This window comes from Paraburkholderia sp. FT54, from assembly GCF_031585635.1.
In the GTDB taxonomy this organism is placed as follows: domain Bacteria; phylum Pseudomonadota; class Gammaproteobacteria; order Burkholderiales; family Burkholderiaceae; genus Paraburkholderia.
Genome location: NZ_CP134196.1, coordinates 1,911,751 through 1,934,592 on the forward strand (window position 1 = coordinate 1,911,751; position 22,842 = coordinate 1,934,592).

At 62.0% G+C, this 22,842-nt stretch carries 18 protein-coding genes and 1 pseudogene; 7 read left to right on the top strand and 12 right to left on the bottom strand.

Translation table 11 applies throughout. The annotated features are described in order from the left end of the window. Positions 1 to 12: 12 nt before the first annotated feature. The 10 genes and pseudogenes from RI103_RS28130 to RI103_RS28175 all read right to left on the bottom strand — a co-directional run bounded on the left by RI103_RS28130 (position 13) and on the right by RI103_RS28175 (position 13,518). On the bottom strand, positions 13 to 1,842 hold the full coding sequence (locus tag RI103_RS28130; protein ID WP_310815779.1) for a dynamin family protein: 1,830 nt from the start codon (positions 1,840 to 1,842) through the stop codon (positions 13 to 15). Continuing rightward, positions 1,839 to 3,686 carry a dynamin family protein gene (locus RI103_RS28135; protein WP_310815780.1) on the bottom strand — a complete coding sequence of 616 codons (1,848 nt, stop codon included), beginning with the start codon at positions 3,684 to 3,686 and terminating at the stop codon, positions 1,839 to 1,841. The genes RI103_RS28130 and RI103_RS28135 overlap by 4 nt, the downstream gene beginning before the upstream one ends. A gap of 20 nt (positions 3,687 to 3,706) precedes the next feature. After that, entirely contained in the window at positions 3,707 to 4,372 is a 666-nt protein-coding gene (locus RI103_RS28140; protein ID WP_310815783.1) for a hypothetical protein, read from the bottom strand. Between the two features lie 22 nt (positions 4,373 to 4,394). Beyond that, positions 4,395 to 6,887: a dynamin family protein gene (locus RI103_RS28145; protein ID WP_310815784.1), complete on the bottom strand. Its 2,493-nt coding sequence runs from the start codon at positions 6,885 to 6,887 to the stop codon at positions 4,395 to 4,397. A 224-nt stretch (positions 6,888 to 7,111) separates the two neighbouring features. Continuing rightward, positions 7,112 to 7,255, bottom strand: a complete 144-nt coding sequence (locus tag RI103_RS28150; RefSeq protein WP_310815785.1) for a hypothetical protein — start codon at positions 7,253 to 7,255, stop codon at positions 7,112 to 7,114. A 77-nt stretch (positions 7,256 to 7,332) separates the two neighbouring features. After that, a pseudogene (locus RI103_RS28155) lies at positions 7,333 to 7,701 on the bottom strand (DDE-type integrase/transposase/recombinase); the annotation flags it as partial. Positions 7,702 to 7,907: 206 nt separating this feature from the next. After that, a complete protein-coding gene (locus RI103_RS28160) occupies positions 7,908 to 9,416 on the bottom strand; it encodes a CoA transferase (protein WP_310815786.1) in 1,509 nt (502 codons plus the stop codon). Between the two features lie 92 nt (positions 9,417 to 9,508). Beyond that, the gene (locus RI103_RS28165; RefSeq protein ID WP_310815787.1) at positions 9,509 to 10,456 is read right to left on the bottom strand and encodes a 3-hydroxyacyl-CoA dehydrogenase NAD-binding domain-containing protein; all 948 of its coding nucleotides are present in this window, start codon (positions 10,454 to 10,456) and stop codon (positions 9,509 to 9,511) included. A gap of 21 nt (positions 10,457 to 10,477) precedes the next feature. Next, positions 10,478 to 11,392: a 3-hydroxyacyl-CoA dehydrogenase gene (locus tag RI103_RS28170; protein WP_310815789.1), complete on the bottom strand. Its 915-nt coding sequence runs from the start codon at positions 11,390 to 11,392 to the stop codon at positions 10,478 to 10,480. A gap of 596 nt (positions 11,393 to 11,988) precedes the next feature. Next, positions 11,989 to 13,518 carry an alkaline phosphatase family protein gene (locus RI103_RS28175; RefSeq protein WP_310815791.1) on the bottom strand — a complete coding sequence of 510 codons (1,530 nt, stop codon included), beginning with the start codon at positions 13,516 to 13,518 and terminating at the stop codon, positions 11,989 to 11,991. A gap of 512 nt (positions 13,519 to 14,030) precedes the next feature. Here RI103_RS28175 and RI103_RS28180 point away from each other — a divergent pair. After that, positions 14,031 to 15,641, top strand: coding sequence for a Na+/H+ antiporter (locus tag RI103_RS28180; RefSeq protein WP_310815792.1), 1,611 nt, complete (start codon positions 14,031 to 14,033; stop codon positions 15,639 to 15,641). A gap of 15 nt (positions 15,642 to 15,656) precedes the next feature. Here RI103_RS28180 and RI103_RS28185 read toward each other — a convergent pair whose 3' ends face one another. Next, positions 15,657 to 16,562, bottom strand: a complete 906-nt coding sequence (locus RI103_RS28185; RefSeq protein ID WP_310815794.1) for a LysR family transcriptional regulator — start codon at positions 16,560 to 16,562, stop codon at positions 15,657 to 15,659. Positions 16,563 to 16,789: 227 nt separating this feature from the next. Between RI103_RS28185 and RI103_RS28190 the strand changes: the two genes are divergently transcribed. From RI103_RS28190 to aroE, 6 genes are all read left to right on the top strand, one after another. Further along, entirely contained in the window at positions 16,790 to 17,692 is a 903-nt protein-coding gene (locus tag RI103_RS28190; RefSeq protein ID WP_310815795.1) for a DMT family transporter, read from the top strand. 181 nt (positions 17,693 to 17,873) lie between these two features. Beyond that, positions 17,874 to 18,821 (top strand): 2-dehydropantoate 2-reductase, encoded by a 948-nt coding sequence (locus RI103_RS28195; protein WP_310818596.1) that lies wholly within the window; start codon positions 17,874 to 17,876, stop codon positions 18,819 to 18,821. Further along, positions 18,818 to 19,210 carry a VOC family protein gene (locus RI103_RS28200; protein ID WP_310815796.1) on the top strand — a complete coding sequence of 131 codons (393 nt, stop codon included), beginning with the start codon at positions 18,818 to 18,820 and terminating at the stop codon, positions 19,208 to 19,210. The genes RI103_RS28195 and RI103_RS28200 overlap by 4 nt, the downstream gene beginning before the upstream one ends. Before the next feature lies 1 nt (position 19,211). Next, positions 19,212 to 19,670: a MaoC family dehydratase gene (locus RI103_RS28205; RefSeq protein ID WP_310815797.1), complete on the top strand. Its 459-nt coding sequence runs from the start codon at positions 19,212 to 19,214 to the stop codon at positions 19,668 to 19,670. Then, positions 19,670 to 20,890 carry a CoA transferase gene (locus RI103_RS28210; RefSeq protein WP_310815798.1) on the top strand — a complete coding sequence of 407 codons (1,221 nt, stop codon included), beginning with the start codon at positions 19,670 to 19,672 and terminating at the stop codon, positions 20,888 to 20,890. The genes RI103_RS28205 and RI103_RS28210 overlap by 1 nt, the downstream gene beginning before the upstream one ends. Next, positions 20,890 to 21,723 carry a shikimate dehydrogenase gene (gene aroE, locus RI103_RS28215; protein ID WP_310815799.1) on the top strand — a complete coding sequence of 278 codons (834 nt, stop codon included), beginning with the start codon at positions 20,890 to 20,892 and terminating at the stop codon, positions 21,721 to 21,723. Before RI103_RS28210 ends, aroE begins: the two co-directional genes overlap by 1 nt. A gap of 302 nt (positions 21,724 to 22,025) precedes the next feature. On the opposite strand, the gene RI103_RS28220 is transcribed toward aroE, so the two are convergent. Further along, positions 22,026 to 22,838, bottom strand: coding sequence for an alpha/beta hydrolase family protein (locus RI103_RS28220; protein WP_409077036.1), 813 nt, complete (start codon positions 22,836 to 22,838; stop codon positions 22,026 to 22,028). Positions 22,839 to 22,842: the final 4 nt, after the last annotated feature.

A 22,842-nucleotide genomic window follows, 5' to 3' on the forward strand; every position in this document is an offset into this window, starting at 1 on the left:
TCCTTTCCTGAATCAAGCGTTGAGAGTCGGATGCAATTGTTGGCGCAGGCTCGCGAGTTGTTGCCTGAAGGACCGCACTTCGACGAGCCGTTGATCCGGCTCGGCATGGAGCGCCGGTTGCGCTTCCAGGTCGCCGTAGAGCGCATCGATAATGTCGCGATTGCCTTGGCGCATGCCCGGCAGATGCTCGTCGCGCAGGTCGTTCCCCACCACCTCGCGCCATTCGCCGATGGCCTCGCGGCTTAGCGCGAGCAACTTGCCCTGCCAGACCTGGGCTTCATACACAAAGCCCACGACTTCCACGATAACCGTCAGCGCGACGTTCAGCCGTTCCAGCATCTTCTTCGTGAAGACACGGCCAATCTGGTTATAGACCTCGCGTCCGAATCGCTGGCCGAACAGCTTGCCGATCCGCGACACGGCCATCTTCGCCAGATTGCCCGCCCCGGCGGCCGCGCCGCCGACGCCACCCAACCCGCGCAGCATGGAATTGGCCGCGTTGCCCGCCACGCGCTGGGCGAGCGTCGCGGCAAGGCTAGTCACGAATTTCGACACCGGGTCGCCGGAGCGAAGCGCCACGGTCTTGTCGAGTTCGGCGACCGCCGTGTTCGCGATATCCTCCAGCCGCCGGTTCAAGTCCTCCATTTCGACGGTGATGTGGTTCTCGATCGCGCGTCCGATCTGGCGCACCTCGAAAGGCAGGCAATGGCCAGAGATCCATTGGGCGCAGTCCGCGTAACCCAGCCATTTGTTCGAAGCCATGATGTCGGCTTCGATCCGCCGCAGCGCGGCGTCCGTGACCTTGTCCACCAGGCGCGGCAATGCGGTCTCCAGACGCGTCATGGTTGCGTCGATTTCCTGCAGCGAGCGCGCGTGGGCGCTACGCGTGACCTCCATCGCGCGCTCAATCGCTTCTCGCTCGTCCGCGTTCGCGCTTAAGCCCGCTTCCTCGCGCTCGAGCGCGGCATCCACTTCAGCGAGCGTGGCCAGCACGGCGTTCGCCAGCCTCGTCTCGACCGCTTTCAGGAGTTCGGGCGCGAATGCGTGGCCCGACACTTCGTCCCACAAGCGCTCCGCAGCCAGGGGGCGACGCTCGAGCGTCGCATTGGGCGCCCGGAAATTCGTCGAGTGGATGATCTGCAAGGACAATGGACGCTTGAGAGCGTCTTGCGCGAGCCGCATGATCTCGCCGACGCGTTTGTCGGCGCGGCCGCAGCCCTCGGGCGCGCGGTTGATCACGAGCATGACGGGAATGTCGGGGTCGTTCGCGGTGGCTTCCGCAACTGCCTCGAAGAGATCCTGTTCGGTCTGGCCAAAGCCCGTGCGATAGCCGACCACGAATACGATCACGTCACTTTGCGGCAGGAAGGCCATCAGCACTTCTTCGTGCCGGCTCATCACCGCGTTGTAACCGGGCGTGTCGAAGACGTGCATCCCGACATGACTCGGCGCTTTCGGCCGCACCCTGATCTGCAGGCGCAGGATCTCGTCGTCGGGCGTGAGGCTTTGCTCGACGAAACGCGCCCTGTCGATCTCCTCCTGAGTCGCATCGCGGTAAATGGCGAAGAAGCGCGGCTCGGCTTCGTCGCGACACGCCACATGCGTGACGACGCCGGTTGTCGGCTTGCCGCTCACGGGCAGATGCTCGTCGCTGAGCAGCGCATTGATCAGCGACGATTTCCCGGTGCTAGTTTCGCCAACCACGGTCACATAGGCCTGCGGCACGGCCAGTCGATTCACGACAAGGCGCACGAGACTCGCGCGCTGTTCATCGCCCTGAGCGTCGAGCAGGTCGGAAAACTGCTGTGCGGCGCTCATCCACGCCTGTTTGCGGGTGCTCATGCGCGCACCTCCTTCAGCCGTGCGCAAAGCGAGCCGATCATCGCCCGGTCGGATTCCAGTTGTTCGGCCGACTTCGCTTTTTCTTCCGCCGACCTGTTCAGCATCGACATGGACTGCTCGCGCTTCTCTTCGAACGCGTGGGTTTGCGACTCGCGCCACTGTTCGAGCAACGTGTCGAGCTGCTCGCAGAATTGCGCGGCGATCCGGTTGAGCGCCGTCGATGTCCCGTCGATATAATTGTTAATGGCGGCGAACACTTCGTCTTCGACCGCCCCGGCGCGCAGATAGGTGATGCCGTCTCTCGCCTTGTCGCCGGCATACTGCCCTGCGAGCCCCCCGAAGATGGCGCCCACGGCCGCGCCGATTGCCAGGCCGACTGGCCCGCCGAGGAGGCCGCCGATCGCCGCGCCGGCCTCGACGCCTGCCCACGCGCCGCCGAGCGTGCCCGCGACGGCGCCCGCGCGCCCGGCCAGATTCTCGAAGCGCAGTGCCTCTTCCCGGTCGACGGTGAAGCGCAGATCAGGGGCGTCGGCCGTCCACGCATCGAGATTCTGCAGATCGCTGCGCAAACGGTCCTGTAGCGCGAGCGCGTCTTCCTGGACCAGACCGAAAATCTCGATGCTGGCTTCCTTTTGCTCGTCGTTGAGTGCGCTCGAAAGGCGTGGACCGTCGACTATGCCGGCGCGCATCTTCGTGCGCATGCGGTTGCGCAATTCGGCGCGCTTCTCGGTTTCCCATTTGCGCAAGTGATCGCGCACCGAGCGGCGAAAGGCGCGTGCGTCGTCACGCATCTGGCCGGCCCGCTCGTCGATTCCGTCGAGCCGCTTGACGAACGCCTGCGCCTCACGTTCCATGTGATCGCGATGCGCCTTGCGATCGAGCTTCGTTTCGCCAAGACGCGCCGCGACGCTTTCTGCCAGGCGCGTCAACTCTGCTTCGCAGGCCGCGGCGACATCGGCGGCGACTCGCGCCGACCAGTCGTTGCCGAACTCTTCGAGCTCGGCGGCGAATGCCCGGGCGCCGGAGGACTCGGTGCCTCCGGCGTCACCGTTCAGGGCCGCGCGCAGCGCCTCGTAACCGTCCACGAGGCGGACGTTCGGTGGCGCGTCGAGCGGAATCCTCGCCTGCTCCGCGATCTGCCGTAGCACCTTGACGTTGTGATCGCGGCCCGCCAGCGCTTCTTCGTCCGTTTCGTCGTTCCAGCGGTTCTGCACGAAGAGCGCGGTGCGCAGCGCCGTCCATTGCAAGGACACGAAAATGGCTTCGGAACGGGTCAGCGGCGGCACCGTGCGCAGCATGAAGATCACGCCGACCGCTTCGCGAAGATAGCGCTGCGTGGTTTCCATATTCGCGTGCGTGAGGCTGCCGACGCCCGGCAGATCGACCAGCACGAGGCCGTGCCTGAACATCTCGCGGTTCGATGTGAGCACGACACGCGACACCTGCTTCACGTTGCCAGCATTGTTCTCGTTGTGCACGACCGATCTCAGCGCATCCTCGGTGCAGGGAATGGACTCGGTGCGCCCGTCGGCGTAATGAATCGTCGCCTGCTGACCCGCTTGCGCCGCCCACGTAATCTCGACGGGCACGCAGGTGGTTTCGTCGGCATCGATAGGCAGGACCGGCGTGTCGAAGGCAAGCGCATTGAGCAGTGTGCTCTTGCCGCTGCCCTGGATGCCGGCGATCGGCAGGACGAAGCGCTCGGCCGAGAGTTGGCCCGCGTATCCGCGCAGCCGGTCGGCGAGATTGCGTGCCTCGGGGCCGGCCGGCTTCGCGTCGTATCGCTCGGCGAGCGACAGCAGTCGCTCATCGCCGAGCAGATTGCGCAAATCATGTGTGTTCATGGTCGTCAGCGTCGGGAGTTTCAGAACAGTTTTTTCCAGCGGGAACGGGACAAATCATCGACGCGCTGCTGCACCGATTGCAATGCGTCGAGCTGATTCGCTTGTGTCGCCTGCAAGCCGGCTAGCAGCGCATGCATGGCTTGCAGGTTTTCGGTCAGTTGCGCGGTGCGTTCTTCCTGGTGACGTGTCGCCTGCTGGAAGGCTTCGCTCATCGCCCTGAGCGCCTCACGCTGTTCGGCGATCGCGGCAGTCATTTGCCCGCTTGCCTCGATCAGCCGTTCGTGATCGGCCTTGCGTTCGTCTCTCAGCTCACCGATGAGATTCTGCTGGCGTTGCGCGCCGTCATCGAGCTTGCGCACGTCCGTGCCCAGTGCCGCCAATTGCCGTGCATGCACGTCGATGGATGCGCGCAGCGTGTCGCTCTTCTCGCCGGCGTCTTCGATCAACTGCTGCAGCGCGGCCCTGAGTTCGGCGAGCGATTGCTGTTGCGACGTGGCGTGCGCCTGAAGTTGATTGAGAGACTTGGCGGGGCCGGTCAGCACGAGACGAGTGGTATCGCGAATCTGGTCCTCGAGTTCGTCTTTCAACTGCGCGACCCAGGAGGGGGTATGCGACAGTTGTCCGCTGAGCTCGTCCAGCACCTTGCGGGTGGCATCGTCAACGGTGAAGCGCGTTGGTTGGATCATGTCGTTTTCCTGCGGATCAAAGTCAGGCGGTGGTGGTCGCGCGCCATGCGCGGACGATCTTGCCGGCGTCCGCCCGGTTCTCCTCGGGCAGCGACGCAATAAACCTGTTTTCCTCGGCTACGGTGGCGAACGGCGCGCGCGTCGCCACGAGGCGATTGGCGAGCGCCGAGTAATAGACCTTTTCATCGTTGACCAGCACGCCGGCCAGCTTGAGCTTGTGCCGCTTCGCGAGCGCCTTGAGCTCGAATAGCGCCTCGCAGACCGCGCCCGAGTTTTCCAGTTCCCTGATCGATTGCACGACCGCGACGATCGGATGCATCGACGGGTCATAGGGGATCTCCGCGCGCTCCAGCGCACTCTCGCTCGCGCCGACCTGCTGCACATCGAGCACGAGAAACACGACGCAAGGCGACGACAGGAACGTGCTCACGGCGTTCCACGTGCCGACGCTCGCGGCGTCTCCGAGCACCGCAACCGCGATTTCATCCATGCAGCCCTCGTCGATACGACACTTGCTGAACGTGATTTTCCTGCCGGCCTCGGCCTCCACCATGTCAAACCAGAAGCGGTTGACGAAGCCCACGAGGCTGTCGCTGTCGAAGCCGACGATCAGCACACGCCGTTCATCGCGAACGCGCTTGAATGCCTGGTCGAACAGGACCTCGTTGCGCATATCGACGAAGCGATGCTGGGCAATCAGCGTTGCAAGGCGGGTCAGCGCGAGCGCGGCCGAACCGACCTCGATCTCATGCACGCTCTGCTCGGCGACGGGCGCGGCCGCGAACGCGGTGCGCCTCGAAGCGGGGTCTGACGCGGCCTGCTTGCGCTTGCCCGGCCTGGCCAGCAATGCCTCCAGTTCGCGGGCAATGGCATTGCGCCCGACGAGCCCCTCTTGCGCCGACATCTTCGCTTCCAGCCCGCGTGCGCGGGCCCGGAGTTCCTTGCGGAATTGCTTGCGCGCGTCCTCGATGCGCTCCACGATGGCATCGGCGAACGACTCGACCGTGGCGCGCTGCTTTTTGACCGCACCCTGAACGCTCTTCCTGAACGCGTTGATGTCTTCGATCTCCGTCCAGGTTTCGATGCGCTCGTCCACGCCCCAGTCCTGACCGAAAATGTCGACTCCGCGCTTGAAACTGCCGAATAGGCCCGGTTGCTCGACTCGCACCCGTCGATGCCGGTGAGTCGTCGTGAAACCGAGATTGCCGATCGACCGGGCGAGCTGCGTGGAGAGATCGAGGTCATCGGCGCGCAGGTTCAACTTCTCGTGATCCGCCGCGATCTGCCCCAGCACACGCTTGTTGAGCGTGCTCAGGCTGGCCGCCGAACGCTTCAACCAGCGCTCCACGTTCGCCTGCAACGCAGACGCATCATCGATGCTCGTGCTGGTCAGCCCGTCCGTCTGTTCGAGCAGCGGGTCGCCCTCCCTGGCGATTGCGGCGGGCTCCCTGCGGGCCTCTTCCTTCATCTGCGTGTAGCGCGCGTCGAACTCGTCGGTCAGATTCGCGAGGCGCCTGGCCTCCGCCTTTTGCCGCCGATAGATCGCGGCGGGGTCGCCCGGCTGCAATTCCCTGTCGACGAATTCGCGCAGCCATTCGTTGAGCTGCGCCCCACGGCCCTGGGCGACGGCGGGCGCCAGTTCATCGAACCGGCCTTGCACGCCCGCGATGAACTCCGGCAGCCCGGACGCCTTGTCGGGTTGCCGCAATGCCCATATCGCGGAGACCTGGCTGATCAGCACGGATTCGACCCCCGCCTTCTTCAGCACCGACTGCACCCTGCTACGATGCTCTGCGAGCACCTCATCCCGCGATTTCAGGATCTCGCCGTGCGCGCCCGGCTTCTCGAGCACGCTATCCATCATGTTTTGCACGACGACGATGGGCTTGCCGTGATCATGAGCCAGACAGACGTACTCGCGCATCTTCTCGTCGGAGTTTGCCTTGCAGGTCGTGACGAACACGACCACATCGACGGTGGGCAACAGCACTTCGAGTGTCAGCCGCTCGTGCTCGTCATGACCGAACGCGTCGAGACCCGGCGTGTCGACCAGCGTGACGCCCTGCCCCAGCCTGAAGTTCGGCGAGCGCAAGCGGATCTCCGCCACGCCTTTGACGTTGCCGGGATTGGTCGCTTCGTCGCCATATTCCTTGAGCCGCTTTGCGATCGCGCTGCCGAGAATCGCAACGGGCTTGCGGCCAGGCTCCTTGAAATGGACGATGCACTCTAGCCGCTTGCCCCACTCGCACACGACGAGGCTGTTGGAGCTAGGCCGCACGGCGTGAGGCAGGAGTTCGGCGCCGAGCAATGCGTTGACGAGCGTCGACTTTCCGGAACTCGTAATGCCGATTAGCCCGACGCGAAAAGCATCGCTTTGCCACAGCTTCTCGCGGTGGTTCAGCCAATCCAGTTCAGATGCAAAGTAGGCGCTCGCGTTGTCGTCCTGCGTGAGAATGGCCTTGATGTGCTGAATCAGGTCAGCCAGGTCAGCCTGTTGCTCTTGCGCTCGTTGCATGTCCATTGACTAAAAAACAAGTCGTGTGCCGGCTGCCAGATGCGCTGGGCAACTTCGCGCCGGATGATCTCGGGTGCCGCAGGCCGGGCGATCCGTCAAGCGGTCGCTCGAAGCCTGAACTGTGCAGCCCTTCTGGTCGGGCAGCGATAAGCCCCCCGAACGTAAGAGACTTATCGGCAATGTTCAGGAAGTCTTTAATTGAGCGAGCCCGACGCGCTAGCGCTTCAGTGGCCGCACGCGCTGGCCGCGAGTGCATCGCGGCGCACCTTGTCGATATATTTCGACATCAGCACGGTGGCTAGGGCGCCGGCAGCGAATGTGATGGCGAAGGACGCGAGGTGTTCAAGAGGCGAATTGGTGTTGATCATTTTTCCCGACCTGTCAAGTTGATGTTTTCGATAGGCGAAAGGCGCATGTGCGCCCGACGCGAACAGCAAACGTCACTCTAGACGTCCGTTCGGACAATTCGTGTCCGCAGTCGCCTGTAGTCAGAAAATTGCACGGCCCAGTGCTGACCGCGCTCACTCGCCTGACCGGCCGATCGTTCAGGATCGCGGAAACCACGCATGGGACGCTCGCGTTCACGCATGGGTTGATGACTATTCCCGGCCCGGTTGTTGACTCGGGCGCTGGCTTTGACGAAAACGTGCTTCACGTTTGCCAGTTCAGGAATCGCGGCCTTCGCCGCGCAGTAGCTGCGCAACTGGTCAGTGATGATCTTTCGCGACACTTCAGGACAAGGCGCCAGTACACGTTTGGAGAAACGTTTAGCCGTAGCCTTGTCGCGCCGCTTTTGCAGCTGGATGTCGAGTTCGACGACTTTGTGCAAGCTGGCAAGCGGCGCCGGCATCTTGTCGATCAACGAATCCGGGCACAAGTACGGATGGCTGGCGCTCGCGTCGAACAGCCCTCGGCCATGGCGGTCGGAACAGCGTCCTTTGACTGCTGGAAGCTAACCAATCTCAACGGTAACACCGTCGCGAACCTGACCGACTTTTCACGAGTGTGGGTCAGGCACCCTCACCGCGCCAGCCATTCGGGCTTGCTCGAGCCTCGCGGCACGAGAACCGTCCTGAAGGATCCAGGCGTCTTTGACAGGACTACCTGGTCGGTCATGCCCTGATACGTGCCCAGCGGGGTCTCCGCCGTGAACAGATCGGGAGCGACATCGGTGTGTTCGCCGGAAGACCCGGGGATCGCGCGGGCATAGTGCCTGTCGAAGATGCCGAGCGAGAAGAGCCAGAGCACGGTTCGGGTCAGAGAAACGGTCACCCGATAGCTGCCGCCCTCGACAGCGCGTCGGCGCAGCGCCGCGAGTACGCCGACCGTGCCGAGCCAGCCCACCACGTTGTCGACAATCGGGATGATCGGCGGCGATTTGGGGCGTGTGAGCGTGCCTTCGACAGCGAACAGCCCCACGACAGCCGCGCCGATTTCATCAAACCCCGGCCGATTCTTCCAGGGGCCCTTGTCGCCGTGAAGAAGGACATTCGCATGGATCAACCCCGGCTTTCGGGCGCAGAGCTCTTCGGCATCGAGGCCATGGCGTTCCAGATAACCCGGACGCTTGTTCGCAAAGAAGACGTCCGCACCTCTGAGCAGGTGATCGAATCTCGCGCGATCCTCCTTCGAGTAATCAAGGATTGTCGAGCGCATGCCAACCTGTGCGTCCCATGCGAACGCCTCGATCTCGCTATCGTCGTGCGGCCGCCAGATATTGAGAACATCGGCCCCGTAGAACGCGAGGTCCCTGCCGATGGCCGCTCCGGCAATCACGTGACTCATTCCGAGTGCACGAATGCCATCCAGCGGACTGACGCCATCCTTCGTGAAAGGGATCGGCTCGCTCTCGCCAATCTTTTCCACACTGATCAGTGGCATCTTCGAGAGCACCTCGGTGTACTGAAGCTCCTTCTGGAATTCCTCGAACGTGCGCACCTTCGCGATGACAATCCCGGCCTCTGCCGCGGCATTCTCCAGATCGTCGGCGCGCCACTGCAAAATGGCGTTGCGCACGGATTCCGGGCTGGCATCGCATCTGAGCAAGCCAAGCTCGCGGGCCGCCAGCTTCGGGTAGATGTTCAGGGGCACGACGTGCCGCCCATCGCGGGTCTCGCGGAAGAGATCCGCATCGACTTCGAGGACCGGCGGACGTCCATTGATCGTTTCCCATTTCAGATCGAAGAACCCGGCGAAGCGCCGCAAAGCCTTGCGGACATCCACCGCGATATCCTGTTCTTCGTCGGTCCGGAGCCGCCACAGCGCGGCGACGCCGACCGCCTTGGCGGCCAGGGCGATCGCGGGCATGGAGCCGAACCGGAAGAGGCTTGGAATGATCGGATCCCGGCCGTAGAAAGTGATTTTTCCACCGCTGTCCGCCGTCGATAACCCGACGTCTTTCAGTACCTCATCGAGAGCGCTGTGCAGATCGAAATCTGAGCTGCGCTCCGGATTCGCAAGCTTCGATTGAATGATCGCGGTGAGCCGATCCGGCTCGTTTCCGTTTCGGCGGTGAGTCGAGTGATTCATCTGCAAAGATCCATTTCGATTAGGGAATGTTAACTGCCCGCGTTCAGACAGCGTGAGCCGCGACCTCGCGTGGCATGGCCGCGGCCGTACCTTTAGTGCGCAGTACCTTTAGTACGCAGTTCAATGAGGCCGAGCAGCATCTCGTCGCGCTCCGCCTCCAGCTCCGCGATGGATCTCGATCCAGCCTCGGCATGAACGCCGTCGATGAGCTTCTTCTGCACTTCCGGCGTCAGTTCGGGCGAGCCGAGATCCTTCCACCCGGCCGTCATCGGACCGCTGAACTGATGGAAGAAGTGCTCGATGCCGCCCGGGCCGCCGCCGAGGTGATTGAGCATCATGTTGCCCATCACGCCCCAGCGCAGGCCCGGCCCCCATGAGAGAGCGGTGTCAACGTCGGCGGCGCTCAGCACCCCCTCCGCCACCAGGTAATAGACCTCGCGCGCCACCGCGAACTGCAGACGGTTGGCGACGTGGCCCTGCAATTCCTTGTGCAGGCGCACCGCCCGTTTCCCGATCGACGTATAGAACTCCGTGGCGCGCCTGATCGTCTCTTCCGAGGTCTTTGTCCCGCCGACGATCTCGACCAGCGGAATCAGGTGCGGCGGATTGAACGGATGGCCGACGACGCAGCGCTCGGGATGCAGCACGGCGCCCACCTGAATGCTGCTCATGGGCAGGGTCGACGTGCTCGACGCGATGATCACGTTGGGTGGCAGCAGCTCATCGAGTTGCCGATAGAGATCCTGTTTGAATTCGAGCCGCTCGGGGCCGTTCTCCTGGACGAGGTCCACATCCGTGAGCGCTTGTGCGAGCACGGGCGTGAACGTCAGGTTCGCTTGCGACGCTCCGGGCGCAAGGCCCAACCTCTTGAGCGCCGGCCAGGCGGACTCCACGAACTTCCTGAGCTGGGCTTCGGCATTCGGCGCGATGTCCGTCGCAACGACCTTCAGCCCCTTGGCGAGAAACAGTGCGGTCCAGCTGGCACCGATCACGCCGGTGCCGATGACGGCGATGCGGCGAATGGGCGTGGTATCAGTCATGTCATGTCTCCAATGCGTGGGTCAGACTTCGGCATAGGCGATACCGGTGAGGTTGCCTTGCGCGAAGAGGAAGTTGCGCTGGTTCTTGCCATCGAGATCGGCGGAATAGACGGAGCCGCCCAGGTCCGTGACGAACATCCGGTTACCGGGAATGTCGAGCGCGATGCCGATTCCCTCCATCAGGTGCGTAACGAGGATTTCAGACGTGCCCGTTCCATCGATCGGCGCACGATTCACGCTATTGCCGCGCGGAGGATCGCCGCGGTCGGTCCAGTAAAGGACACGCTTCGCAAGGTCGAGCTCGAGGTCGATGGGCTCCGGCAACCGGTCGAACAGCACTTCGATGTCGGAGCGGTTTGACGGGTCTTCGCCCTGCGGGATGTCGATATTGGCGCGGAAGATGCGGCCCAGACCGGCGTTGTCCGGACCTTTCTGCGTCCAGTAGAGCTTGCCGTGCTTCGGATCGGTCGTGATTCCGACGCACCACCGGGTCTGGTCGAGCCGGTCCTGGTCGCCATGCCCGGTCGCGACCAGCGTTTCGACTTGTGAGCCGTCGAGGTTGGCGCGCATCACGCGCATACCTTCTCGATCGCACCAATAGAGCTTGCCACCGGCCTTGTCGAGATGAATCTGCTTCGGTGTGTGCGTGACGCCTTGCGGGACAATGACTACGCGGTTCCCGCCATCCAGGTCGGCGCGTTCGATCGAGCCGTCGTGGAGGCCGATCGAACCCATGTTGGTCCAATAGATTTGACCGGCATCCACGTCCACGACAATGCCGTCCGGGAGGCGGCAATCCGCGACGATTGTCTTGAGGCCGGATCCGTCGGGATTGATCGAGTGAATTCGGCCACCGCTCAGTTCGAGGAAAAACAATCGGGCAGCGCGGGTTGCGTCCGTGGAAAGATGTGTTCCGTTGCCTTGGGGCACAGTCATGGTATGTCCTTTCGTGTCACTGCCATTGGAAGATAGACTGAATGTCAGGCGCGACCGTGTAGTGCCGGGTAGCGGTTTCGCCGATCATCGCGAAGGGATTGGGAAGCCAGCGGTCGGCGCGTGTGAGACCAAGCCATCTCTCCGGGACGGATTGCTGAATCGGTCGCCGTGCATTGCCCGGCGGGACGTTCATCAGGCACCGCGGTTTCATCGAGGTACGCAGTGCAATCACCAGGCCGTGTTTGACTTGAACAGTTTTTGACGCCGATTTTCGGATGATAGTCGGCGCGATGAAGGACCGGTATTACATGAATATGGAATGCCCCCGAGGAAGCTATTGGCGCTTGACGCGTCATCCATCAATCAACGCGAGCGAGATTGCAAAGGCGAGCTTGAGCAACAATTCCTCGATGTAGCGCAGGCTCAGATTGAACCGAAAATATCAGCGGACCACACTGCTGATGACGGCGGCCGTGAAGCGGGGACTGTGATAAAGCGATTTCGTCTCCTTCGTCGCCTCATTTTGCCGCCGCCTCACCACCAACCTGACAGTGCCCCGCGGATCGACGATAACCGGTCAACGGGCGCGGATAAACTTAGGGTCTCGGGAACCCGAAGGTATCGGCGAGTTCACGCACATCGGTGAATCGCGGTATCTCGTTCGATATTTCGGCAGCCATGCTCGCCTTCGCGACGGCTCCCGACGCTCCGCTAGCCGGCGCTGCGGGTGCCGGTATCGGACATGCGCTGCCGAACGGTCCCGGAGCGACCGGAATCGCCGGCGCGTCAGTACGCGCCGGACGAGTGAAATCCAGAGCGTACGCAAGATTGAACGTGCCGGGAGCATTGCCGCGTACGCCGACCGGGTCGATGCCAAAGCGCCATTGAATCAGTTGGTGAATCGAACTCGGGTCAAACGGAAAGCGCGTCACGGTCGCCGCTGGCACACGCGGGCCGAGCAATACGCAAGGCACGCGAAAACCCAGCTTTCCATCGTTTCCAAGCGTCGTTTCCGCGTCGCTCATGGGACGCGTCGGGGGGACCACGTGGTCATGGAAGCCGCCCCATTCGTCATAGACGACGATCATCAGTGTGCGGTCCCAGTTCGGCCCAGTCCGCAGTGCGTCGTAGATCTGGCCAAGCAGGGCTTCGCCGTTGCGAATGTCCGCGTGCGGATGATCGTCCGCCGAGACGCCCTGCGCTTCGCCGGAGAAGATCGGATCGATCATGCAAAACGAGGGTAGTGTGCCGTTCGCGGCCTGCGTCAGAAACTGCGGGAACATCTGGGATATGCCCGTATAGCGGTTCCCGAACAGCGCGGTAAACGGCGTGTCGTGATAAAAATAGGTGGCGCTGACATTCTTGGCGGCCAGCTTGTCCCAGATCGTCGGCAGCGTCGAGACGGTCGTCGTGTTGCTAAGCCGATCCGTTGCGCCCGCATGCAGATAGATGCGATTAGGGAATGTCTCAGACAGGATGCCGCTGAAATAGAAATCGGAAACCGTATATTGGCTTGCTACACCCCGGAAGAAGTCGAGGTCGGCGGCCTGATAGAAGCCGATCGGCAGTAAGTCACCCTGCGTGTTGCTCGTCGCAGTCGACAACAGGAAGCCGTTCATCGCGCCATTGGCAAGATGGATCCGCCCACCGGCAAAGCTATGGTTCGGATCCGCGAAATTGCATGCCTGGAAGCCATAGTCGGGATTGGCGGACAATAGGAAAGGCGCGTGCTGCTGCGCGAAATTGTCGGTGAATAATTGGTTCGGCGGCATTCCCTCGGCGCCCGGGACCCAGCTCAGGAAGTGGTCGAACGAACGGTTTTCCATCGTTACGAGCACGATATGGTCGATGCCCGAAGTCGTCGGATCGGGCAATACCGGGCGCGGCAACGTATAGCGGTTCGTGCCGTCGGGTGAGGGAATCTCATTTGCCGATGTGCTGCCGGTACCCGTGCCGGTACTTCCGGCCGGACCGGCCGTCGTGCTGCTGCCGCCGGCCATCGTGCTGCTGCCGCCGTCCGACGACCCTCCGCATGCCGCCAGCGCAAGTGCACCCGTGCCTGCTGCCAGACCGGCAAGGAAAGTGCGGCGGTCAATTCCACTCTTGTTGTTTTCATCGCTGTTCAATTTGAACTCCGTTGTATGAATAGGAATACGAGACGATTGCGCCGCGAACAGAACGCTATTAATTGCGCTGTCTGCGACGCAAACCGACCGATTCCGTGGACGTCGTCTCGTACTGAAAGCGCCGATTTTCTAGGTGCAAAATGACAGCCATCTGACGCGCGGGTAACGAATGCCCGGCGGTGACGCAAATAAAAATACTGCGCGAATGGAATAAAAAATGGCTCGGAATCGTTGCGAATCTGTATCGATCAGGGAGCCGAAGAAGTGTTTTAATGGTCCGGCTATAAATTCTGATTCCATAATAATGGGAGTACTGTCGTTCACTCCGTGTGCCTCCCGAAGCCGACCCGCTGCATGGTCCTGCCAGCGCCCACTGCTTTTGGAACCTTGTCTTGCTGGCCCAATCAGGTGGGCACCCAAACAACACGTAAAATGTTTGTGCATTAAAGTCATGCAAGCATGGCGGCGTCGCGGGAATGGCCGGCCGCCACTGTTCCCTCGGGCCCCCACTGATGAACCACATCGTATTCTTCGAAGACCTGCTTCTCGTACTGCTCGGTGCCTGCGTGCTATCGCTCGTTGCCAGCCGTTTCAATCTGCCGTCGGCTGCCGTATTGCTGGTTGGCGGTGCGGCGATCGGCTTCGCAACCGATGCGCCCGTCGTTGCCCTCGACCCCGATGTCATCATGGTCGTGCTGATTCCGCCGCTGCTGATGTCCAGTGCGTTTTATACCGCCTGGCGGGAGTTTCGCCGCGAGACCGCATCGATCGCATCGCTTGCGCTCGGGTCGGTGATGTTCACGACCGCATGCGTCGCGTGCGCCGTCCACTGGGTCGATCCACAGCTACCGTGGGCCGCGTGCGTCGCGCTCGGCGCGATCGTGTCGCCGCCGGATGCGGTCGCGGCCAAAGCCCTGCTTGGCAAGCTGCCGTTGCCGGAACGCCTGGTCACCGTGCTCGAGGGCGAAAGCCTCGTCAACGACGCGTCAGGGCTGGTGATCTATCGCTTCGCGCTGGTTGCGCTGGCGGCGGGCACATTCAGCCCGAGCGGCGCCGCCCTCACCTTTTCGACGCTCTCGCTCGTCGGCATGGCAACGGGTGCGCTCATCGGCTGGGCAACGGTCAAGCTGCTCGGCTGGCTCGAAGACACGCATCTGGTCGTCGTGCTGACCTTCCTCGCCGCGTGGGCCGCCTATCTGCTCGGTGAGCGCCTGCACGGCTCTGGTGTGCTGTCGGTGGTGGTGTGCGGCCTGATCGTTGGACTGTGCCAGCACATGACGCTCGACGCGACCACGCGGCTGAAAACCACCGGCACGTGGGACGTCGCCGTCTTCGTGCTGGAAGCGCTCGTGTTCATCCTGATCGGCGTGTCGCTGCCCGGTACGCTGGCAAAGCTTGACGCAGGGCACACGTTCTCATGGTGGCTACCCGAGCGCGTGTGGGTGATTGCCGGCGTAACGGTCGCGGCTGTGATCGTCGCGCGGTTCGTCTGGGTGATGGGGGCGATCGCATTGCCCGAATATCTCCTTGCGCGCGCTCGCGGCACCGTGGTGAGAACGGACCTCAAGCAGGCGACGATCCTCGGTTGGGCCGGAATGCGCGGTGTCGTGAGTCTCGCCGCTGCACTGGCGCTGCCCGTGTCGCTGGCCGATCGCGATCTGCTGATTTTCTCGACGTTCGCAGTGATCTTCGTGACGGTCGTGGTGCAAGGTTTGACGCTGGCGCCGCTCGCGCGCTTCGTCGGTTTTCGCGATGCTCACGCGTCCGCCGAAACGAAATATCTCACGCAATATCAGGCGCGCTCCCTCACGTTTCAGGCGTCACTGGACGCGCTGAAGCAGATCGACCTCACGCAATGCAAAGGCGATGAGGACGTCGTGCTGCGGCTGATCGACGAATACAGTTATCGTATCGACAGCAACGCGCAAGCGCACACGGGCGGCGAAAGCCTCGTGCACTTGCGGCTGACGCGGCTGAACCTTGGGCTGCGAGCTGTCCAGGCGGGCCGCGCGGCGCTGCTTCAGTTGCACGACGAGAACCGGATCAAGCACAAAACCTTGCAGCGAATCGAATCGGAACTCGATTTCGAAGAGGCACGGCTGAAAAGACTCCTCGGGCCGTAAAGCGGCGATCCGTGGTCAACCCGTACTGGAAAACAGCTGCACGACCAGACTGCGCAACCAGCGGTTTCCGGCTTCGTGATGATATCTGGCGTGCCAGTGCTGCCGCACGGCGAAGCTCTCCACAGGAACCGGACATGGGTGAACCGCCAGATCATTGACCTTCGCCAACGTTTCGCCGATGTGTCGTGGCAACGTCGCTATCAGGTCGGTGCTTTTGATGATCGCCCCAAGTCCGAGAAAGCCAGGCAATTCCAACACCACGTCGCGGTCGATGTGCTCACGCACCAGCGCTTGTTCAAGCAGCTGCGCGCCCGTCCCCGCTGTAATCGCGACGTGTCCTTCTGCCCGGTACTGCTTCAGCCCGAGCTTGCTCTTCAGTCTTGAATGATGACGATTCGTCAGACATACCCAGTCCTGCATATAAAGTTGCTGTTGGTAAATCCCACCTCCAAGCCAGGGAACGTGACCAATTGCGAGGTCTGCCTCGCCGGATTCCAGCGCCCGTTCAGTATTGCCGTCAATACGCGCCGCTTCCAGGCGTATACCCGGTGCCTGCGCGCGCACATGTGCCAACATTCGCGGCAATAGCGTGATGTGACTGGCGTCGGTCATGCAGATTCGGAAACGCCGCTTGGCGGTAGCCGGAACAAACGCAATTTCCCAGGCCGCGAAGCGTCGTAGTGACTCCAGGATTTCCCGGCAAGGGCCGATCAGGGCATCGGCCTGTGGCGTAGGCGCCATTCCGGCCGGCGTTCTAATAAACAGTGGATCCTGCAAATGCTCCCGCAAACGTCCGAGCCAGATGCTGATCGTTGGCTGACTCTGTCCCAGTTGCTCGGCCACGCGTGTGACGCTGCGGACTTCGTAGAGGAGATCGAATAGCTGCAGCAGCTTCAAATCAGGGAGTTCAGCTGAGCCCATGAGAGTATTGCTCCACGCAATGACGTCATTGCGATCATAGCATTGCGGAAATGAGTATCCGCTCGTATCTTGAGCTTCAGGTTGAGGAGGAATCGCTAGGGATCGGCGTCAGGTTCCTTGCATTGCGACCACGGTCTCGCCCCTCCCAGCAACCGTTTTCTACGTGCGACCCTGCATTGCGGAAATTCCACCACTGCTGATCCGGCAAGCTTATTACAGGCATCGATTTGAAACGCCAGATCATGTTCCCGATGACCGCCGAGGCTGGCATTGTCCTGATGATCGCCACGACAGCAACGTTTGCCGCGAGCGATTCCACCGTCAAGGTCATCGGCGGGACGGTGCCGCTGGTCGCCCTGCTTTTCGGACGCTACAGCTTCCAGTCCGTCGCGCTCGGCACGTGGCACGCGAGGCAGGGCATCAACCCCTTCCGCAACGCGGGCGTGCTGAAACTGCAACTCCTGCGTGCTTTGCTGCTCCTTCTCAATTCGGCTTGTACGTTTGCAGGCTTGCGTTATTTGCCGCTCCCCGTAACCACTTCGCTGGCGATGATGGCACCGCTGATTTCAATGCTGCTTGCCGCTACCCTGCTCAACGAGCAGGTGCCGAAAAGTAAATGGTCGATGGTTGTTCTGGGGTTCATCGGCATGTTGACCGTCGTGCGGCCGGGTAGCGGCGATTTCAGCTGGACAGTGGCGTTCCCCATTGGCGCCGCCACGACCTTCGCATGCTTTCAGGTCGTGTCCAGCAAACTGTCGACGGCAGGCGACCCGACCACTACTAATTTCATTACCGCGCTGGTCGCGAGTATCGCGCTCGCCGCGCTTCTTTGGGTGGGTCAGGCAGCCCTCCTGCCCGAAATCCGCAAGGTAACGATCGGCAGTTGGCTGCTGGTTCTCGTGATGGCGTCATTTGCCACCTTCGGCCATCTGCTGATGCTACAGGCACTACGCAGAACACCTCTCGCACTCCTCACTCCGTTCGGCTACGCGCAACTTGCATTCGCGACGCTTTTCAGCTGGGCGCTCTTTGGCAAGGTCCCCGACTTCTGGACCGCCGCGGGCATGCTCGTGATCGCCATTAGCGGGATCGGCACCGTGTTGCTGCATGCCCGAGCACGGCTTCGGTGAAACGCCGGACGCCCTCTCCATTGGGAAAATCGTTCGTTAGCAGCGCTCCTGTGCGAATCACTTCGGAGCTTCATCGTCATGCGTCGACCGATATTGTCTATGGCAATGATCTCATTGCATCCATTGCATTGCCGACATGATGGCCGGCTTGTATCTTGATCTTCAAGTTAAGGAGACGACAGTGAAGATTGCGATTCTGGGTGCGGGCGCATTGGGCTCTGCGATTGGTGCAGCGCTAACCGAGGGCGGCAACGAGGTCTGGTTGCTGAACCGCTCGGCAGCGCACGTTGAGGCGATACGGTGTGATGGTCTACAGGTAGATGACGCGAGTGGCTCCCGTCGCGTGAAAGTTCACGCCACCACACGGGCTGCCGAAGCCGGCATCGTCGATCTGGTCGTCGTGCTGGTAAAGTCATTCGATACCGACGCAGCGATGCGCGGCGCACTCGCCCTGATTGGACCGGAAACGCTTGTTCTGTCATTGCAGAACGGGCTTGGACACGAAGATGTGCTGGCCGACATCATCGGGCGTGAACGTGTGCTGGCTGGTAAGACCTATGTCGGCGGCGTCATGCGCAATCCGGGGCACATCGAGTCTGGCGTCGCCGGCAAAGCGACTCACATTGGTGAGTTGGACGGCCGAATTACCTCCCGCGCGAATGCGATCGCCGAAACGTTCAATGCGTCCGGACTGGCCACGACAGTCAGCGCCAATATCGTCGGCACGATGTGGGACAAACTGCTAGTCAATGTCGCGACTGGCGCACTGACCGGCACGACAGGGCTCACATATGGCCAGCTTTACGACGAACCGCTTTTGAAGACGGCTGCGCTTGCTGCGGTCACCGAAGCGATGGCGGTTGCCCAGGCCGCTGGCGTCACGCTCTCCACCACCGACCCTGAGCGTGTCTGGACGCTCGCCGGCGAAGGACTTTCGCCCGGCTTCAAGACTTCGATGCTTCAAAGCCTCGAAAAAGGCTCCATCACCGAAATCGACTTCATCAACGGAGCGGTCGTGCGTTGGGGACAACGGCACGGCGTGCCGACCCCGGTCAACGCAACGCTGGTCGCCTGTATCAAGGGCATCGAGCGCTGCATGGCGGACCGACGAAAAAGGGAGACAGTATGAACGGCAGCAAGGCCTATCTGGAACACGTGGCCATCTGGGTGAAGGATATCCACTGGCATATCCGCTTCTTCGAAGACGTGCTTGGCATGACGATGCGCGAAGTGGACGGTACCGTCGATGAACCCCGCCAGTACTGGACCCTGGGTGGTTTGCAATTCATCCATGACGCCAACTACGACGCACCCGAGGGCCGGCTCGGCCACCTTGGTGTCATGTGCGAAGACCTGGAAGCCGCGCTCGCTGCAGCGCAGCGGTATGGTGTAAGCGAGATGCGACAGGGACGCAACTGGTTGCGTCTGCCCGACGGTCTCGCCGTCGAACTGATCCAGGCCAAGCCCGCCTCGTGCGTGGCGCGAGCACTGAACATCAACCCGCGTGCGGAGGCTTGAGATGACGATCGTCGATAAATACTGGGACGACGCCCACGAAGGCGACGAGTGTGTCAGCCCGATCTACACCGTAACCAAAGAGCGCATTCTGGCCTACGCGGACCTGACCGGTGATCACACACCTGTTCACGTCGATGAGGAATACGCGAACGCGAGCCACTTTGGATCGATCGTCGCGCACGGCCTGTTCGGTTTGTCCATTGCGGACGGACTCAAGACACAAAGCGAATATCGCTTTTTGCCGGGCATGTCGCTCGGCTGGACCTGGGACTTCAACCTGCCGATCAAGGTGAATGACGTGCTGCACGTGAAATTCCGCGTCGGCACGATGCGGGCAAGCAAAAGCCGTCCGGACTGGGGCATTGTCGTGCTGCCGTCGGAGTTGATCAATCAGGACGGCCAGATCGTCCAGCATGGCGAGCACCGTTTGATGGTGCCGCGCCGACCGGGAGCATTCTGATGCAGGCACGTCCTCTGGAAGGTATTCGCGTTGTCGACTATAGCCATTTTCTGGCCGGTCCTTATGTCGGACGCTGTCTCGCGGCGCTTGGCGCCGAAGTGATCAAGGTTGAACGTCCAGTTACCGGCGACGCGGGGCGTCAGCACGCCACCGTGCTCGACGATGAGCAAAGCGCTTATTTTCTGCAGATGAACATGGGCAAGCGTGGCGTCAGCGTCAACATGCGCGACCCGCGTGGCAAGGGGTTCATGCAGCGGCTGTGCGACTCGGCGGATGTGTTCGTCGAGAACTACCGGCCGGGCGCGCTGACCAGACTTGGGCTCGGTTACGATGAACTGTCGACGCGTAATCCGGGTCTAGTCTACTGCTCCATCTCCGCCTACGGCCACACGGGACCGGACGCGCACCGCGCCGGTTTTGGTCTGATCGCCGAGGCAAAGAGCGGGATCATGCAGATGATCGGCACGCCTGGCGAACCGCCACCGTTGATGCGCATCTCGCTCGGTGACATGTACGCCGGGATTCACGCGGTGGCGGCGATCAATGCCGCGCTGCTCGGCCGCGTGAAGAGCAGCCGAGGACAGCACATCGACATGGCGCTGTACGACACGCTCGTGTCGATGCACGAATACGCAGTGCAGTGCTACACGACGCAGGGCATCGTTCCCGAACAGACGGGTCACGACATGCCCACGTCAACGCTCTACGGCGTGTTCCGCGCGGCAGATGGCGACCTCGTGATTGCCGCGCAGGTGGACGACGCATGGAAGCGCTTCGCCGCTCTGGTTGAGACACATGGCGGACCAGTCGGGTTCGGCACGGACACGCGCTTGCACACGCTGAACGGGCGCAATGCCAATCGCGTGGAAATTCTGTCGGTGGTGAAGCCGTGGGTTGGCGGACGGCGGGTCGCCGAGGTGCTGGAATTGCTCGATAGTATCGACGTGCCCTGCGCGAAGGTGCAGCGCATCGACGAGGTACTGGCCGATCCGCAGATCATCGCGCGCGGGATGGTGGTCGAACAGCAACACCCGCGCTTCGGCACCTTGCGCCTGCCGAATCTGCCATTCCGCTTTTCCGACTGCGACACAACTATCCGCGAAGTCGGGCCGGACCTCGGTCAGCACAATTCGGAAGTCGCTGCGTCACTCGGCTTTACTGCTGCCGAGATTGATGCCATGGAGACAGATGGCGTGTTGTATTCGAAGGTGAGGCCGTGATGAGCGACCAGTATGCAGTGATCGGCAATCCGATCGGCCACACGAAATCGCCGTTGATTCACGGGTTGTTTGCCGAAGAATCGCAGCAGGACATGTCGTACGTGGCAATTGAAGGACCGCTGGAGCCGGACGGCGCTTTTGCTGCGACCGTCCGGTCGTTTATCGCAGGCGGCGGCAAAGGTATGAACGTGACGGCCCCCTTCAAGCTGAAAGCGTTCGCGATGGCCGACGAACGCAGTGAGCGGGCGACACTCGCCGGCGCGGCGAATGCGCTGAGCTTCAGCGACGGCCGCATTATCGCGGAGAACTTCGATGGCGTTGGCCTCGTGCGGGACATCGAAGTCAATCTGAAAATGCCGATGGCCGGCAAGCGCGTGCTGGTGCTCGGCGCGGGAGGCGCGGTGCGCGGCGCATTGCTGCCGTTCATCGCGGCGCGTCCTGCGGAACTTGTCGTTGCGAACCGGCACGTCCCGAAGGTCAAGGCGCTGATCGCACAAGTCGCGACATGCGATTCTCTCGTCGCATGCGGGTACGGCGACCTCGAGGCTATGGGCCGTTTTGATCTTGTAGTCAACGCGACGTCGGCGAGCCTGACCGGCGAACTCCCGCCAGTCCCTCCAGGAGTATTCAGCCCGACCGGGGCGGCCTATGAGCTGGCCTACGGCAAGCGTCTCACACCTTTTCTGCGACTCGCACGCAACGCGGGTGTGCTGGGACTCGCGGACGGTGTCGGGATGCTCGTGGAACAGGCCGCCGAAGCGTTTGCGTGGTGGCGCGGCACGCACCCTCAGACGCGGGCGGTGATCGACCGGCTTTCCGTCCCCCTCGATTGAACGCGTGCCGGGGCTCCCTATGACAGCTGAATCCTATCGTTACTGCCGTTACCGGGTTGAACATCCATTGTTGACCTTGACCATCGATCGGCCCGAGGTCCTGAACGCGATGCATCCGGACGCGCATCGTGAATTTGCTGCCACAGTTATTCTTCTCGAAGACCGATCGCACTATTGGCGCGCTCGCCGCGTTTGCGACCTTCTCCGTGTGATTCGGCGCCCGGCCGCTCGGTGGCCTCGTTTGCGGTTGTCTGGGCGATCGCGTCTCCTTGCCCGCTGCACTCAGGCCAGCAAGCCGTGGCTCATTTACTATCCGATGCAGTGGCCGCGCACGTCGGGCCAATACTCAGCAATACCGGCCAGTATCGGCTCCAATCGCCGTCGTGCGACACGCCGGGAACCGTCATTGCACGCGCACAACGGGTGCCGGTTGCCTTGACGAAGCGCGCGGCAACCGCAGGCGGGACAACGGCATCCCCGGCGCCGCTGAAATGTATTTGCGGAATGCCCGCAACCTGTGCCGCGACGTCGATTGCGTTTTCCGATTCTGGCATTGGCGACACGTCGTGCAACCGATTGACGAACTCGTCGTCCAGGTTGCCTGCCACGGTGCGAATCGAGGCGACGTCGGACCGGTGCGCCGCGATGAGCACGACCACCGCGCCGCCCCCTGAATAGCCCACGAGCTCGACAGACTGCCCCGGCGTGAGCGTCGCAAAATGACTCACTGCATCGTTCATCGATTCAATGACTTCCGGCGCAAAACGCTTGCCTGTCCAATACGAAATGTCGCAACGCGGATTCGTCGCCTTCGGCGTGAACTGGCAGGGCCGCGCCAGATAGACGACATTCGGCGCTGGATCCTGTGCGGCAAGTGCGAGACCGGTTGCCTCGCGAGGCGTCGGATCGAGCGAGGGCATGGTGCGCGACAACCATGCGAGCCCATCGCCTTCGATATACACGCGCAGCGGTTTGTCAGGCTGTGAAATTCGTGAGTAGGCCGTCAACACGAAGCGGCCAGTGTCGACCGACACGCGCTGCAGATGAGCGGGCTCAGCAAGGGCGTTGGCATGCGCGTCACGATCCAGCTCGGTGCAGGCCGCAAGCGCAGCCATGACG

What these genes read in the sequence shown, in the direction of transcription:
- RI103_RS28145 (WP_310815784.1), bottom strand. Translation starts at nt 6,887, where the DNA reads ATGCAACGAGCGCAAGAGCAACAGGCTGACCTGGCTGACCTGATTCAG.
- RI103_RS28220 (WP_409077036.1), bottom strand. Translation starts at nt 22,838, where the DNA reads ATGGCTGCGCTTGCGGCCTGCACCGAGCTGGATCGTGACGCGCATGCC.
- RI103_RS28185 (WP_310815794.1), bottom strand. Translation starts at nt 16,562, where the DNA reads ATGGGCTCAGCTGAACTCCCTGATTTGAAGCTGCTGCAGCTATTCGAT.
- RI103_RS28170 (WP_310815789.1), bottom strand. Translation starts at nt 11,392, where the DNA reads ATGACTGTGCCCCAAGGCAACGGAACACATCTTTCCACGGACGCAACC.
- RI103_RS28200 (WP_310815796.1), top strand. Translation starts at nt 18,818, where the DNA reads ATGAACGGCAGCAAGGCCTATCTGGAACACGTGGCCATCTGGGTGAAG.
- RI103_RS28160 (WP_310815786.1), bottom strand. Translation starts at nt 9,416, where the DNA reads ATGAATCACTCGACTCACCGCCGAAACGGAAACGAGCCGGATCGGCTC.
- aroE (WP_310815799.1), top strand. Translation starts at nt 20,890, where the DNA reads ATGAGCGACCAGTATGCAGTGATCGGCAATCCGATCGGCCACACGAAA.
- RI103_RS28205 (WP_310815797.1), top strand. Translation starts at nt 19,212, where the DNA reads ATGACGATCGTCGATAAATACTGGGACGACGCCCACGAAGGCGACGAG.
- RI103_RS28135 (WP_310815780.1), bottom strand. Translation starts at nt 3,686, where the DNA reads ATGAACACACATGATTTGCGCAATCTGCTCGGCGATGAGCGACTGCTG.
- RI103_RS28180 (WP_310815792.1), top strand. Translation starts at nt 14,031, where the DNA reads ATGAACCACATCGTATTCTTCGAAGACCTGCTTCTCGTACTGCTCGGT.
- RI103_RS28140 (WP_310815783.1), bottom strand. Translation starts at nt 4,372, where the DNA reads ATGATCCAACCAACGCGCTTCACCGTTGACGATGCCACCCGCAAGGTG.
- RI103_RS28150 (WP_310815785.1), bottom strand. Translation starts at nt 7,255, where the DNA reads ATGATCAACACCAATTCGCCTCTTGAACACCTCGCGTCCTTCGCCATC.
- RI103_RS28130 (WP_310815779.1), bottom strand. Translation starts at nt 1,842, where the DNA reads ATGAGCACCCGCAAACAGGCGTGGATGAGCGCCGCACAGCAGTTTTCC.
- RI103_RS28210 (WP_310815798.1), top strand. Translation starts at nt 19,670, where the DNA reads ATGCAGGCACGTCCTCTGGAAGGTATTCGCGTTGTCGACTATAGCCAT.
- RI103_RS28165 (WP_310815787.1), bottom strand. Translation starts at nt 10,456, where the DNA reads ATGACTGATACCACGCCCATTCGCCGCATCGCCGTCATCGGCACCGGC.